This window comes from Brevundimonas lutea, assembly GCF_003704105.1.
Taxonomy (GTDB): Bacteria; Pseudomonadota; Alphaproteobacteria; order Caulobacterales; family Caulobacteraceae; genus Brevundimonas; species Brevundimonas lutea.
In genome coordinates, this window is the sequence record NZ_QUOQ01000003.1 from 355,765 (window position 1) to 369,467 (window position 13,703).

Consider the following 13,703-nt stretch of genomic DNA (forward strand, 5'->3'; position numbering starts at 1 on the left):
GCTCCGCGCTATGCCGGATGAGGCGTTCGGTCGCGGCCGCTTGCCAGATCGGCTGTTTGGACCCACATTCGCTCCAGACCCGACGCCTGAAGGAGGCTTGGACGCTCATGATCGACGCAATGGAAATTGGTTTCGCCCTTTTCCCGGCCGCCGCGGCCGCCGTTGCGCTGATCCTTCTTCATGTCTCGCGTCCCCAGCCCAAGCCCCTCCGCGTCCGCATTCGCGACGCTCGACGCCGTCGCGGCCCGCACGCCTGACGGCCTCACGCTCCTCGACAATCTGAGTCTAGGCCTCGGGCGGGAACGCCTGGGCGTCGTCGGCCGCAATGGAGCCGGCAAGACCACCCTGCTCGACCTGATCCAGGGCCTTATCCCGCCGGCCGAGGGAACCGTCAGCCGCAACGCATCGATCGCGAGGCTTGAGCAGACGCCGCCTGCGAGCGGATCGATCGCGCACGCGCTCGGCGTTGCCGATGACCTCGACAGACTGGATCGTATTCTCGCGGGCCGAGCCAGCGACAACGATCTGGCCGAGGCCGACTGGACGCTTGAAAGTCGGATCGAGACGGCCCTGGCGCAGGTCGGCGTTCCGCCCATCGACCCGCGACGCCCAGTCGCGACGCTGAGCGGCGGCGAGCGGACCCGCCTCGGGCTGGCCCGGTTGATCCTGGCGGCCCCCGACCTGATCCTGCTGGACGAACCCACCAATCACCTCGACGCCGAGGGCCGGGAACTGATCGGCGAAATCGTCGAGCGCTGGCCAGGCGGCGCCGTCGTGGTCAGCCACGATCGCGCCCTGCTCCGCCGCATGGATCGTATCCTCGATCTCTCCAGCCTCGGTCCGCGCCTGTATGGCGGGGGCTGGGATTTCTACGCCGAACGCAAAGCGGTCGAGGTCGAGGCCGCCGACCGTGACCTGGAGGCCGCCCGTCGGCATGCCGACCAGGCGGCGCGCCGGGCCCAGGCGGCGACGGAACGCCAGGCCCGCCGCGACCGCGCCGGCAAGCTGTCGCGGCGTCATTCTTCCGATCCCAAGATCCTGCTGGACGCCCGGGCTCAGCAGGCCGAGGCCACCGGTGCGCGCATATCCCGCGTCAACGACCGGCTCGCCGGAGACACCGCCGATGCCCTGATCGAAGCGCAATCGCGCGTCGAACGCGTTCGGACACTCGCGCCGCCGATGCCGCCCACGCGCCTCCCGACGGGACGGTCTGTGCTCGAACTCCACGCGGTGGAGGTTTTCGCTGGCGATTGTCGCCTGATCGGTCCGCTGGACCTGTCACTGATCGGCCCCGAACGGCTGGCGATCACCGGCCGCAACGGATCGGGCAAATCCAGCCTACTGCGGGTCATGGCCGGGCTTCAGAGCCCGGACGCGGGGACCGTGTCGCGGCCGGTGCAGGCCGCGCTGCTCGACCAGAATGTCGCCGTCCTGCGCCCGCAGGAAACCCTGCTGGACGCCTATCGGCGCATCAATCCCGACAGCACGCCCAATCAGGCGCAGGCCGCGCTGGCGCGCTTCCTGTTTCGCAACACCGTCGCCCAGCGCACCGTTCAGACACTGTCAGGCGGCGAGCGCCTCCGCGCGGCCCTAGCCTGCGTCCTGAGCGGGGTCCGCCCGCCTCAACTGCTGATCCTCGATGAACCGACCAACCATCTCGACCTAGACTCGCTGACGGCTGTGGAACAGGCGCTGGCCGCCTACGACGGCGCCCTGGTGATCGTCAGCCACGACGAAGATTTCCTCAAGGGAGTCGGGATTCAGCAGCGGCTGTCCCTATGACCTAGTCTTCCAGCCGCTTCATGCGTTCGGCGAAGCGGTCTCGCCCTCGCCGACGGCCGCCTCCCTTGCGTGGGGTCGCCAGGGCGCCCAGCACCACGACCACCAATCCCGCCACAGCCCAGGCGAACCCCATAGTGCCCTCACGCCAATCTGATGGTCATGCGCCATCGACACGCGCGCCAACGGTGACGCTTCGTGCTAGGGTAACGGCCATGGACAGGGAAAGGCTGCGGGAAAAGGCGCGGGCCTGGCGCCGGCAGGCTGAGCGCGAGAGCGGCGCGGATCGCGACCGCTCGCTGGAACTCGCCCGGTCCTATGAAGCCCTGTCGCTCAATCCCAGCCAGGATGACCGGCCAGACACGCCGCCACGCGGCGCGGACTGACGTCAGTTCGAAGCGGTCTGCCAGTCTGGCGGGCAGCCGTCGAAGGTGCCGGCCTCGACGACCGTCAGGGTCTTCATGTTGTGCTTCATCGCCGGGCTCATCGAACCGCGGCCGTGGCCGGTGTAGAGGTCGATCTTGGACCCCTTGATCGCCCCACCGGTGTCCGAGGCGTACCAGAAGCCGTCGTGCAGGGTGCCGTCCGGCATCTCCATGCCGACCGTTTCGCGGATGAACAGTCGGGTGCGGCGCGGGACCACGCGAGGATCGGTGGCCACGGTGCGCATGGCGACAGGGCGGCAGCCGAGCGAATCGTTGCCCGTCGCGCCACCGCCGCCGGCGTGATACAGCCGTGCCGACAGCCGCCAGTCGGCGTCCTCGTTGGCGAATTCCGCGGCGGTCGCGGCGATCGCCGCCATCCGCTCCAGTTCAGCGGCTTCTTCCGCCCGCTCGACGGCCACAACCTGCTCATAAGGAACCGGTCCCGTGGGGAGCGCGTTCTCATTAGCGGCGGCGTTCGAAGCGAACGCCATGAAAAGGGCCATCGCGGCGGTGGTCAGCATATGCGCGTCTCTTGGAGGCATCGGCCCCCAAAGCGCGCCGACCCGGCCTGGGTGACTCCGAAATGAGGCGAAATCCGGGCAGCCCCGGAATGGCGCCAGGTTGCCCACAATGCAGCCACGGTCACCGAAGGTCGTTCGACGCGCGCCGAAAACATGATGAACACAGGCATAGAGCCTGAACCAGATCAGACATCGAATACAGTGTCGTTGGCTCGTTTTGATCTCGTCGCCATCGACCTCACGCGTTCCCGACACCCAGTCAGTTGTCGGCCGCGGAACGACACCGCATTTACTCTATCCGTTGATGAGACCCTAACGGTATCAGCTGCACCATGCCGCCATGGACAGTCTCGGCATCGCCTCAGCCGGTATTCAGACCGCTCTCGCCCGCTTTGAGGCGAGCGCCCAGCGCACGGCGGCCGCGCCCCTGGCCAATCTGGCTCAGGAAACCGTCGAGAGGCTTCAAGCCCAGCGCGCGGTCGAGGCCAACGCCAGCGTCGTCCGCGCCGCCGACGACATTACCGGCATGCTGCTCGACATGATGGCCTGACCAGCCGAACGGCCGGGTCTCGACTCAGCTATCCAGGAAGGAACGCAGCTTCCGCGACCGGCTGGGGTGCTTCAGCTTCCTCAGCGCCTTGGCCTCGATCTGACGAATGCGCTCGCGTGTCACCGAGAACTGCTGGCCGACCTCCTCCAGCGTGTGGTCGGTATTCATGCCGATGCCGAAGCGCATGCGCAGAACCCGCTCCTCGCGCGGCGTCAGGGACGCCAGCACGCGGGTGGTGGTCTCGCGCAGGTTCGACTGGATCGCTGCGTCGATGGGCAGGATCGCGTTTTTGTCCTCGATGAAGTCACCCAGGTGGCTGTCTTCCTCGTCGCCGATCGGCGTTTCGAGCGAAATCGGCTCCTTGGCGATCTTCAGGACCTTGCGGACCTTCTCCAGCGGCATGGCCAGCCGTTCGGCCAATTCTTCCGGCGTCGCCTCACGGCCGATCTCGTGCAGCATCTGGCGCTGGGTGCGGACGATCTTGTTGATCGTCTCGATCATGTGCACCGGGATACGGATGGTGCGGGCCTGGTCGGCGATCGAGCGGGTGATGGCCTGACGGATCCACCAGGTGGCGTAGGTCGAGAACTTGTAGCCGCGGCGGTACTCGAACTTGTCGACCGCCTTCATCAGGCCGATGTTGCCTTCCTGAATGAGATCAAGGAACTGCAGGCCGCGGTTGGTGTATTTTTTGGCGATGGAGATCACCAGGCGCAGGTTGGCCTCAACCATCTCCTTCTTGGCCTGACGCGCCTCGCGCTCACCCTTCTGCACCGTCTGGACGATGCGGCGATAGTCGTCGATCGGCAGACCGGCCTCGGTAGCCACAGCCGCGACCTTGCCGCGGATGTCGGCGATCTGTGCGGCTTCGTTCTCGCTGAACTTGGTCCAGCGCACGCCCATGTCCTTGACGGTCTCGGTCCAGGTCGGGTTCAGCTCCGAGCCGAAATAGGCCTTGAGGAACTCGGGCCGCGAGATGCCATAGCTGTCGGCCAGACGCAGCAGACGTCCCTCCAGCCCGATCAGCCGCTTGTTGATGGCGTAAAGCTGCTCGACCAGCGCTTCGATACGGTTGTTGTTCAGCTTCAGTGTCTTGAGGCGATCCGAGATCGCCACGGTCAGGCCCTCATAGGCATTCTGGTCCTTGGTGCTGAGGGTCTCGCCCTTCAAACGCGCCTCGACCAGCTTGTCCTGCAGTCGGCGGAAGGCGTCGAAGTCGGCGGCCACGGCGTCCAGCGTCTCCATGACACCGTCGCGCAGCTCGGCTTCCATCGCCGAGATCGACAGGCCGCCACCGTCGTCGAAATCGTCGTCGTCCTCGTCGTCATCTTCGGGCTTTTCTTCGCCGCCCTGGGATTCGGCTTCAGGCTTTTCTTCTTCAGCCTCGCCCTCGCCCTCCTCGCCCTGGTTCTGACCACCGTAGGTCTGGTCCAGGTCGATGACCTCGCGCAGCAGGATGCGGTTGTTCGCCAGTTCGTCGCGCCACACCATGATGGCCTCGAACGTCAGGGCGCTCTCGCACAGGCCCGAGATCATGGCGTCGCGGCCGGCCTCGATCCGCTTGGCGATGGCGATCTCGCCCTCGCGGCTCAGCAGTTCGACCGAGCCCATTTCACGCAGATACATCCGCACCGGATCGTCGGTGCGGTCATAGGCGGGCTTGGACGGGGTCTCGGCGACGGAAGTCTCGGCGCGTTCGGCGACTTCGGTGGACTGCGCCTCCTGGGCGTCCTCCTCGGCCTCGACCACATTGACGCCCATCTCGGACAACATGGCCAGGGTGTCCTCGATCTGGTCGGGCGTGACCTCCTCGGACGGCATGACCTTATTCAGCTCGTCCATGGTGACGTAGCCGCGGGCCTTGGCCTGTTTGATGAACTTCTTGACCCCGGCGTCGGTCAGGTCGAGCAGCGGACCATCATTGGTCGTCTCGGCGTCCTGGGTCTCGGTCTGAGCGCTCATTCAGTCTTTCTCCGGCCGCGGTTCCCAACCACGCTCCAGGGGGAACGCGCGGGCCTCGCGACAAAAATACAACGCCCGACGACTTCGTTGGTTACGAAGCGGACCTAAGGCCCGGGAGCGGTTCGGTACGGCGATCTATCGCAACGGCGACCACCCGGCTCCGCGCGCACGCAAGGCCAGGATCGAAGGTCTGGGCCGGATCGGCTGCGTCTGACGACGGTCGATCTGCGACACCGGGCTCCATCAGGGCGAGGGGCGCTTGTCGCGGCCCGGACGGTCGGCTGATCAGCCGCCTCCTCTTCCTCGCGCGCCATGACGTGATGACCCGAGCGCGCCAGATGGCGTCGGAGGCCCCGGGTGTCAAGGCGTTGGGCACCGTCAAATCAGTGCGGCGCACCTGTGGCTTCGCCCCAGATCGATCCGCTGGTCAGGCTGCGGGTCAAGGCGTCACGCTGAGCCTTCAGTCCGGCGAAGGCGGCGTGGTCGAAATGCTCATCATCCCGCTTCAGTTCGTCCAGCGCCCGGCTCAGGGCCAGGGTCTGCAACAGGGCGTCGATCGCCGTGGTCAGGCCCTGCACCGCTCGCTCGGTCTCCAGCGCGGCCGTCAGGAACGGCGCGTGGGCCCGCCCCGCCATGCGATCGACCCGCTCCAGCGCGGGGGCGTGCCCCATGGCCTTCAGTCGCGCCCGGATCAGGTCGCGGCCCAGATCGTCGGCTTCATAGGTCAGCGCCACCAGGTCCGAGACCATCCGGTCCAGCGCCGGGTCACCGACCCCCTGCGTCTCCAGCACCTCGGCCCGATCGTGCAGCACCTCCGGATGGGCGATCAGCCCCTCGACCACCGCCGCGGTCAGCGGTTTGGGATCCAGAGCCAGGCCGGGCAGCGAGGCCCGCGCCTCCGGCGTGATCCCGGCGGGTGGCGCGCCTCGGCGGAACTGCCGCTCCTTATAGATCGTGCGATAGGCCTGTTTCCGCTCGCCCTCGCTGGGGCGCGCCCGTTCGAAAAACAGCCCAATCAGATAGTCCTTGTAGGTGCGCGCCAGGTCGGAGTCGGCGATGGTGGCCGCCGCCTTGCGCAGCCGCGCCTTGAGACCTGCCTCCTTCTCCGGCGTATCCAGCGCCCCGGCCTCGGCGAGCTCGCGGTCGAACAGCATCCGCGCAAAGGGCGTGGTCGCCTTCAGCGCCTCGCGCAGCGCCGGCGCGCCCTTCTCGCGCAGCAGGTCGTCGGGGTCGTGGCCGCCCGCCAGAGTGACAAAGGCGAAACTGCGATCCGGCTTCAGCAGCGGCAGGGCCCGCTCGATGGCGCGATACGCCGCTCTCTGTCCCGCCTTGTCACCGTCGAAGCAGAGCACAGGCTCCGGGCTGATGCGCCACAGCAGAGCCATCTGCTCCTCGGTCAGGGCGGTGCCCATCGGCGCCACCGCCGCCACTCCCGCCCGCTGGCAGGCGATGACGTCCATATAGCCTTCGACCACCACGATGGTCGCGTCGTCCTTACCGGCCGCGCCCAACAGACGCCGCGCCTCGGGCAGGCCGTACAGGGTCGCGCCCTTGTGAAAGAGCGTCGTCTCCGGCCCGTTCAGATACTTGGCCCGGTCATCGGGGTTCATGGCCCGGCCGCCGAACGAGACGATGCGACCGCGCGCGTCCAGGATCGGGAAGATCAGCCGGTCGCGGAACCGGTCATAGGGCTGACCGCCGCCCTCGGGCTGGATCAGCAGTCCGGCCTCGACCAGGTCCGACGGCTTGGCCCCACGCTGGGTCAGGGCGTCCTTCAGTCCGGTCCGCCCCTCTGGTGCATAGCCCAGGCCGAACCGGTCCCACTGATCCTCCGGCAGCCCGCGCCGGATCAGCGTCTCGCGCGCGGCGGCCCCGGTCGAGCGGCGCAGATTGGCGGCGAACCACTTCTGGGCCAGCTCCATCCAGTCGGCGAGGCCCTTCCTCTTCTCCTCCCGCGCGGCGGCTTGAGGATCCTCGGCCGGCAGGGCCATCCCCGCCTCCGCCGCCAGCCGGCTGACCGCCTCGACGAAGCTCAGTCGCTCTGTCTCCTGCAGGAAGGAGATGATGTCGCCGTGCTTGCCCGAGCTGAAATCGTGGAAGAAGCCCTTGTCGTCGTTGACGAAGAAGCTGGGCGACTTTTCCTTGGTGAAGGGGCTGAGGCCCGCCCACTCGCGCCCCTGCCGCTTCAGCTTGACCGACCGCCCGATCACGTCGGACGGCCGCAGCCGCTGTTTCAGCTCGTCGATGAAGCTTTCGGAGAATTTCACGACCGAGCCATGCGGAGGGGGATAAGGAAACGCGAATCGTGGGCGACCGCGATCCCAAGCCGTCCAAGATCGTGATTCCGACCTGGGGAAAACTCTGGGGACGTATCGGGCTCGCTTGCGCCAGGAACGGACGTGCCCGAGGCCGGATCGAACCCCGACGCGATATGGGCCGGCTTTCCGGGAAATAAGCCGTGACGGTCGCTTGACAGGCCAAGGCGGCGCCGCCTAAACGACGCCCCTCGCCGCGGGGCAGCGCCCTGAAGCGAGAGGATACGCGGGTGTAGCTCAGTTGGTTAGAGTGCCGGCCTGTCACGCCGGAGGTCGCGGGTTCGAGCCCCGTCACTCGCGCCATCCCTCATCGATCCGAACGGTCGATCGGGATGGCGCCCACCGCCTCTCACAGTCGAAAGTCAGAGCGCTTTTCGCGCGGCCTTCAACTTGGCTTCCAAGGCCTTGAGCGCCGTGGCGTGATCGCTTTCGGCGTCGTCGATCCGCTTCTCTATGCGCCCTGCCTCATGGCGTAGAGCCTCGATTGCTTCCGAGTGGCGCGCATCCAGTGTGTCTCGCTTAGCCTCCAGACGCTCGACCTCGCGTTTACGAACCGCCTTGTCCGATTTCAGGGATTTCGCCGCGGGCTTCTCGGCCTTGCCGGTCTTGCCGATGTCGACCGCGAGGCCGGTCTCGATCACGTCTCCGGGCGCGGCCAGCGCGGCGTCGTGGCCCTCACCCGAGGTGATCTCCTTCGCCAGGCCGGTCTTGAACAGATCCTGTTCGACCCCCCAGGCCTCCAGCGCCTTGGGTCGCGACGAGGCCGCCACGGTGAAGGCGTGAAACCCGTCCGACCAGGTGAAGACCTTCAGTCGCGCGGGCATTCGGTCGGCTCGCCGTATCGGGCCACCAGCGTGTCCGCCGCATCCTCCGCGAGCCGCAACACGATCAGCCGGTCGTATTCGCAATCCTCCATGTCGGCGATCCCCTGCCCGCCCAGGGCCCGGGCGATGGACGGCACGGTGTTGGAGTGGCCGGCGATCAGGACTGTCTCGCCCGGACCCGCCTGGCGCGCCCGCGCGGCCACCGCCGCCACATGCGCCTCGCCGCCGCCCTCAAGGCTGACGCCCTCCGGCGTGAGCCCGGCCGCCTCGGTCGCGGGCGCGGCTGTCTGCCCGGTCCGCTTCAGGGGGCTGATCAGGACGTGATCGACCCCAAGCCCGGCGACCACGCCGGCCAGGGCCTCGGCGCGCGCCCTGCCCGCTTCAGACAGGTCCGGGTCGGACGAGGCGTCGGCCTTTTCCGCGTGACGAACGATGACGACCGTCTGGGCCAGGGCCGGCGCAGCCATGAGGGCCAGCGCCCCCGAGAGACAAAGCGTGCGGATCATGCCGTCACGCTGGCCCGCGCGCCGCCGACTGTCGAGTGTCTTATTGGTAAGCCGGCTGCTCGGCCGGGGTGACGAACTCGCCACGCCCGGTCGCCTCGGCATAGACGGTGAACAGGCCCTCGAACACGCTGTTCCAGCTGAAGCGCTCGACAGCCTTGTGTCGTGCGGCCATGCCGACGGCGTCGATGTCTCGCTCGAACAGCGCCTCGATCGCCTCGGCATAGACCTTCGGGTCTGCGCGCTGGGCCAGCTGGCCGACCGTGTCGTCCACCGTCTCGGCCACCCCGCCCGCGTTGACGCCCACCACCGGCCGGCCACAGGCCATGGCCTCCAGCACGATCAGGCCGAACGGCTCCTTGTCGTTGGCGTGTACGAAGGCGTCGCAGCTGGCGATGATCCGCGCCACGGCCTTGGGATCTCGCTCGTACGGCAAGGGGATGACCCGGTCCTCGGGCGGCAGGCCGGTGCCTGCGCCGACCAGCACCAGGTGATAGGGATCACCCAGCGCCTGAACGGCTTCGATCAGCACGTCGATGTTCTTCTCGCGCGCGGGGCGGCCGGCGAAGCACAGCAGCCGCGCCGAGGCGGGCAGGCCCAGCTTCTGGAGCAGCCATTCGCGATCCCGGCGGTCGGGCCGGAAGGTGTCGATCTCGACCCCCAGAGGCTGGACCACGATGTCCGGCACCCCCGCCTCCTCCAGCCGTCGCGCGATGAAGGCGCTGGGCGAAACGACCCGGTCGAACTGTTTGAACAGCCGCGCCCAGCGCTTTTGCACCGGCTTTTTCGCCCATTCGCCGAAGTGCAGCGCCGCCAGCGCCGCCGGGTCCGAATGGCAGAAGCCGATGACCGGCACGCCTGCCCGTTGGCCGGCCTCCAGGGCCCCCTGCCCGGGCGTATAAGGGTCGCCCGCCTCGATCACCGTCGGATTGGTCGCGGCGACCCAGGCGCCCCAGCGCTTCACCGAGGTCGGCCAGCGATAGCCGTCGCCGAACGGCAGCTTGGGCGACTGCAGGGTCACGATGCCGGACGACGGCCGGAACGCGTGCCTGGCGCCCGGCACCACCAGTGCGTGGTCGATCGCCGGGCGATTCGCCTGCAACCATGCCTGTTTGGCCAGTAGATACCGCTTCACCCCGCCGGAACGCGGCGCATACAGCATGGTGGTGTCGACCAGCCGTGCGCGCGCGTCGCCCATGGTGGCCTTCAGCCGCCCGAGCGTCCTCACGACCTCGTCATCGTGACGGGGCAGAATGCGAAGCTCGCTCTCGTGAACCTCAACCATGCGATCAGAACTCTTGGGGAAGGGCGGCGAATGCGGGGCCGAAACGCGGCTGGCGCCTGTTGGATGCGTTCGGCGGGTCGGTTCGAGACGCCGGGTGCGGATGGCTAAGGCCAAGCTGACCTTATGGCAAGGGCGGCTCGCCGATTGGTCCTGCGGCCTTGCATTCGCCTCAAATTCGCGAAACTTGACGCCTGTCGGGCCAGGGTCGTGTAAGACCCGGCGCTACGCCCGCGCGATCGCGCCGAGAGGGGTTTCTTTGTTCATGCGTAAACTGCTTGTGACCGCGGTCGCCCTGGCTCCGCTCGCCATCGCCTCCGGCGCGATGGCGCAGACCCAGATCGACGACGATCGCACGACGCCGGTGCTGACGTCGAACCCGGACGGCGACGGTCCGGAAGACGTGATCCTGGAAAGCGGCGGGACCATCACTCTGGACGAAGGGGTGGCGGTCACGCTCGACTCCGACAATGACGTCACGGTGGAATCGGGGGGGTCGATCGTGATGACCGATTCCGCCGACGGCTCGACGGGCATTCTGGGTCTTGGGGGTAATTCCGGCTCCATCACCATCGGCGGCAGTATCCGTGTTACGGATGGCGTCGACGAATACGAAGACGAGGATGAAGACGGCGATCTCGACGGCCCCTTCGCCGAGGGCGCGGATCGCTACGGCGTCCGGATCACCGGGGACCAACCGCTTATCGGCGACCTCACCGTGGAACGCTCGGGCACGATCACCGCCGAAGGCGCCAATGCCTATGGCGTATGGATCGAAAACATCCTCGACGGCGATTTCCGGACGTTCGGGTCCGTCAACACCATCGGAACGGATTCGGCTGCGATTCGCATTTCGGGCGGAGTAACGGGTGACGCTGTGCTCAGTGGCGCCATCTCGGGCCTCGGCGAAGGCGCCATGGGCGCCTCGATCGTCGGCGACATCGACGGCGCGCTGATTGTCCAAGCGGGCATTACCGCCAACGGCTTTCGCTACACCAGCCGTCCCCAACTCGAGGAGGTTCTGGAAGGTTTGGATCCCGACGACCTGCTCCTCAGCGGTCCCGCCCTTCAGATCGCCGGCAACGTCGGAGGCGGCGTGCTTCTCGACATCCCCCCGCCCGCGCCGGAAGACGACGGGGATGACGATGAGGACGAAGACGAAGACGAAGACGAAGACGATGCGGATGCCGATACCGACGGCAACGGCATCCCGGACGCACAGGAACGCGCCTCCACGATCACGTCGTTGGGCAGCGGTCCCGCTGTAGAAATCGGCTCGTCAGATCGGGATATCGTTCTCGGCGCGGTCGGGGAGGGCGACGAGGCCTTCGGCTTCATCAATCGCGGCGATATCGCCGCGAACGGTGTGTACGACGGCTTCGAGGCCACTGCGGTGCGGATCGGCGTCGATGGAGGCTTCGGCGTCGATATCGCGGGCGGCGTGCGCAATGAGGGAACGATTGCGTCCACCGCCTTCGAGGAAAGCGCGACGGCCATCGCCATCGGCGACGGAGCCACGTTCGATCAGTTGGTCAATGCGGGAGAAATGCAGACCAACGCCATTTCCGACTCGGCCGATCACGGCGCCTATGGCGTGCTGATTGGCCAGGGCGCGTCCGTGGCGAGTCTTTCAAATGCTCAGGGCGTCATTGGTGTTCGTCTCGGAGGCGAGTCCGGCGAGGCTGTCGCGATTCGCGACCTCAGCGGAACGCTGACCGACATCTCCAACACGGGCGTGATCAACGCCGTCGTGGCGCGCACGATCACCGGAGACCAAACCGGCGACGAGCCTATCACTGCGCGCGCGATCGCCATCGACGTCAGCGCCAACACGTCCGGTGTGACGATCACCCAGAACGGCGTGCCGTTCGAGGACGACGGCGACGAGGACACGCCGCAGCCGCCGGACGCCGATGACGACGGTGTCGCCGACACCGATGAACCCCTTATCTCCGGTGACGTGCTTCTCGGATCCGGCTCCGACCTCGTCGATATTCGCAATGGCGTCGTACGCGGTGATATCAGCTTCGGCGACGGCCAGGATTCGCTTCTCGTGTCCGGCGGCGCCCGCATCACCGGAGCCCTGTCCGATAGCGACGGCCTGCTGGACATCGACATCTCGAATGGTGTGCTCGATGCTCGCCAGACCGAAACCATCGATGTCACCGGCCTCAACGTCGGCGCCGACGGCGATCTGGTTCTGACGGTCGATCCCGAGAACGACACGCGCGGCGGGTTCCGCGTCAACGGGACGGCGACTTTCGCCGATGGCGCCGGCCTGGGACTGCAGTTCGCCTCCCTGCTCGACGACGCCGAACGCTTTGTCGTGGTCGACGCCGACAATCTCGTGGTGGGTGATCTCGACGCTGGATCCCTGGCGGAGAACTCGCCCTATCTCTTCGTGACCGAGGCAGGCATCGATCAGGCCGCCGGCCAGATCTACATCGACGCCCGCCGCCGCACCGGCGACGAGATCGGCTTCATCGACGCCGAAAACGCGGCCTACGACGGTGTCTATGACGCCCTGCGGACCGACGAGGAACTCCGCGACGTCTTCCTTGCCCAGATCGAGCGCGAAGGCTTCATCGAACTTTACGAGCAGATGCTGCCGGACCACTCAGGTGGCCCCCTCCTCTCCCTGGCCAGCGGCGTGGACGCCGTCACCCGCGCCCTGAACGGCCGCAATGACACCGCGCGACCGGGTGAAACCAGCGCCTGGCTGCAGGAGATCAACTTCTACGCCGAGAAGGATCGCGGCCAGTCCTACGGTTTCGAATCCGAAGGCTTCGGCATCGCCGGCGGCATCGAACGCGGCACGTCGATGGGGGCCTTCGGCATCTCGACCGCCTTCACCTCCTCGGACCTGGAGGACGACTCCTCGCGCGCCGAGGAAGTGCTGTCCGCCAACCTGGTCGAACTGGGCCTTTACTACCGCGCCCAGGGTCAGAACTGGAACGTCTGGGGCCGCGCGGCGGCGGGCTACGCCTTCTTCGACGCCAGCCGCAGCTTCGTCGGCGGCGGCGTGTTCCGCACCAATGAGGCGGAATGGAACGGCTTCTCCCTCGCGGCCGCCGCGGGGGCCAACTACGAACGCCACTTCGGCCGTTACTCGATCCGCCCCGAGGCCATCGTCGAATACTTCTCGCTCAGCGAGGACGGACGCACCGAAGAAGGCGGCGGTGACGGCTTCGACCTGACCATCGACGATCGCGACGGCCACCTGTTCGCGGCGACGGCCGCCGTCAATCTCGGCGTGGGCTTCGGCGAGAACTACTGGTTCCGCCCCGAGCTGCGCGTGGGCTGGAAGCAGAACATCTCGTTCGATCCGGGCGAGACCGTTGCCCGCTTCACGTCCGGCGGCGCGCCGTTCGTGCTGATGGGCGACACCATCGAAGGCGGCGGTCCCATCCTCGGCTTCCGCATGAACCTGGGCAACGAACTGGGCATGCTGTCGATCGAGGGGGATGCCGAAATGATCGACGACTACATCCGCTACGCCCTGCTGCTCAGGGCCAGCTTCCGCTTCTGACGAAACCCCGAAA

12 protein-coding genes and 1 tRNA gene are annotated in these 13,703 nt (G+C 67.2%); 5 read left to right on the top strand and 8 right to left on the bottom strand.

The features are described 5' to 3' along the window. Positions 1-8: 8 nt before the first annotated feature. A complete protein-coding gene (locus EES48_RS14785) occupies positions 9-182 on the bottom strand; it encodes a hypothetical protein (protein WP_162998039.1) in 174 nt (57 codons plus the stop codon). Between EES48_RS14785 and EES48_RS05720 the strand changes: the two genes are divergently transcribed. Further along, positions 181-1,782 carry an ABC-F family ATP-binding cassette domain-containing protein gene (locus tag EES48_RS05720; RefSeq protein ID WP_122465420.1) on the top strand — a complete coding sequence of 534 codons (1,602 nt, stop codon included), beginning with the start codon at positions 181-183 and terminating at the stop codon, positions 1,780-1,782. The genes EES48_RS14785 and EES48_RS05720 overlap by 2 nt on opposite strands. Before the next feature lies 1 nt (position 1,783). On the opposite strand, the gene EES48_RS15250 is transcribed toward EES48_RS05720, so the two are convergent. Continuing rightward, a complete protein-coding gene (locus tag EES48_RS15250; protein WP_276309596.1) occupies positions 1,784-1,915 on the bottom strand; it encodes a hypothetical protein in 132 nt (43 codons plus the stop codon). A gap of 79 nt (positions 1,916-1,994) precedes the next feature. On the opposite strand from EES48_RS15250, the gene EES48_RS14790 reads away from it, so the two are divergent. Continuing rightward, positions 1,995-2,165 carry a hypothetical protein gene (locus EES48_RS14790; protein WP_162998040.1) on the top strand — a complete coding sequence of 57 codons (171 nt, stop codon included), beginning with the start codon at positions 1,995-1,997 and terminating at the stop codon, positions 2,163-2,165. 2 nt (positions 2,166-2,167) lie between these two features. Here EES48_RS14790 and EES48_RS05725 read toward each other — a convergent pair whose 3' ends face one another. Next, entirely contained in the window at positions 2,168-2,725 is a 558-nt protein-coding gene (locus tag EES48_RS05725; protein ID WP_122465421.1) for a 3D domain-containing protein, read from the bottom strand. 340 nt (positions 2,726-3,065) lie between these two features. Here EES48_RS05725 and EES48_RS05730 point away from each other — a divergent pair, with 340 nt between their 5' ends. Further along, positions 3,066-3,275, top strand: a complete 210-nt coding sequence (locus tag EES48_RS05730) for a flagellar basal body rod C-terminal domain-containing protein (RefSeq protein WP_122465422.1) — start codon at positions 3,066-3,068, stop codon at positions 3,273-3,275. A gap of 24 nt (positions 3,276-3,299) precedes the next feature. Here EES48_RS05730 and rpoD read toward each other — a convergent pair whose 3' ends face one another. Together rpoD and dnaG are read right to left on the bottom strand one after the other, a co-directional pair. Next, the gene (rpoD, locus tag EES48_RS05735) at positions 3,300-5,237 is read right to left on the bottom strand and encodes an RNA polymerase sigma factor RpoD (RefSeq protein WP_122465423.1); all 1,938 of its coding nucleotides are present in this window, start codon (positions 5,235-5,237) and stop codon (positions 3,300-3,302) included. A gap of 383 nt (positions 5,238-5,620) precedes the next feature. Beyond that, on the bottom strand, positions 5,621-7,504 hold the full coding sequence (gene dnaG / locus EES48_RS05740) for a DNA primase (protein WP_122465424.1): 1,884 nt from the start codon (positions 7,502-7,504) through the stop codon (positions 5,621-5,623). 274 nt (positions 7,505-7,778) lie between these two features. Here dnaG and EES48_RS05745 point away from each other — a divergent pair. Further along, positions 7,779-7,855: transfer RNA gene (locus tag EES48_RS05745), tRNA-Asp, on the top strand. Positions 7,856-7,914: 59 nt separating this feature from the next. Here the strand turns inward: EES48_RS05745 and EES48_RS05750 are convergent. The 3 genes from EES48_RS05750 to EES48_RS05760 are packed head-to-tail and all read right to left on the bottom strand — an operon-like array spanning position 7,915 to position 10,164. Then, positions 7,915-8,376, bottom strand: a complete 462-nt coding sequence (locus EES48_RS05750) for a hypothetical protein (protein WP_122465425.1) — start codon at positions 8,374-8,376, stop codon at positions 7,915-7,917. Next, positions 8,361-8,882, bottom strand: coding sequence for a SixA phosphatase family protein (locus EES48_RS05755; protein ID WP_122465426.1), 522 nt, complete (start codon positions 8,880-8,882; stop codon positions 8,361-8,363). Before EES48_RS05755 ends, EES48_RS05750 begins: the two co-directional genes overlap by 16 nt. A 40-nt stretch (positions 8,883-8,922) precedes the next feature. Then, positions 8,923-10,164 (bottom strand): glycosyltransferase, encoded by a 1,242-nt coding sequence (locus EES48_RS05760; RefSeq protein WP_122465427.1) that lies wholly within the window; start codon positions 10,162-10,164, stop codon positions 8,923-8,925. 262 nt (positions 10,165-10,426) lie between these two features. On the opposite strand from EES48_RS05760, the gene EES48_RS05765 reads away from it, so the two are divergent. Next, entirely contained in the window at positions 10,427-13,690 is a 3,264-nt protein-coding gene (locus EES48_RS05765) for an autotransporter outer membrane beta-barrel domain-containing protein (protein WP_122465428.1), read from the top strand. Positions 13,691-13,703: the final 13 nt, after the last annotated feature.

What these genes read in the sequence shown, in the direction of transcription:
- EES48_RS05720 (WP_122465420.1), top strand. Translation starts at nt 181, where the DNA reads ATGTCTCGCGTCCCCAGCCCAAGCCCCTCCGCGTCCGCATTCGCGACG.
- EES48_RS14785 (WP_162998039.1), bottom strand. Translation starts at nt 182, where the DNA reads ATGAAGAAGGATCAGCGCAACGGCGGCCGCGGCGGCCGGGAAAAGGGC.
- EES48_RS15250 (WP_276309596.1), bottom strand. Translation starts at nt 1,915, where the DNA reads ATGGGGTTCGCCTGGGCTGTGGCGGGATTGGTGGTCGTGGTGCTGGGC.
- EES48_RS14790 (WP_162998040.1), top strand. Translation starts at nt 1,995, where the DNA reads ATGGACAGGGAAAGGCTGCGGGAAAAGGCGCGGGCCTGGCGCCGGCAG.
- EES48_RS05725 (WP_122465421.1), bottom strand. Translation starts at nt 2,725, where the DNA reads ATGCTGACCACCGCCGCGATGGCCCTTTTCATGGCGTTCGCTTCGAAC.
- EES48_RS05730 (WP_122465422.1), top strand. Translation starts at nt 3,066, where the DNA reads ATGGACAGTCTCGGCATCGCCTCAGCCGGTATTCAGACCGCTCTCGCC.
- rpoD (WP_122465423.1), bottom strand. Translation starts at nt 5,237, where the DNA reads ATGAGCGCTCAGACCGAGACCCAGGACGCCGAGACGACCAATGATGGT.
- EES48_RS05750 (WP_122465425.1), bottom strand. Translation starts at nt 8,376, where the DNA reads ATGCCCGCGCGACTGAAGGTCTTCACCTGGTCGGACGGGTTTCACGCC.
- EES48_RS05755 (WP_122465426.1), bottom strand. Translation starts at nt 8,882, where the DNA reads ATGATCCGCACGCTTTGTCTCTCGGGGGCGCTGGCCCTCATGGCTGCG.
- EES48_RS05760 (WP_122465427.1), bottom strand. Translation starts at nt 10,164, where the DNA reads ATGGTTGAGGTTCACGAGAGCGAGCTTCGCATTCTGCCCCGTCACGAT.
- EES48_RS05765 (WP_122465428.1), top strand. Translation starts at nt 10,427, where the DNA reads ATGCGTAAACTGCTTGTGACCGCGGTCGCCCTGGCTCCGCTCGCCATC.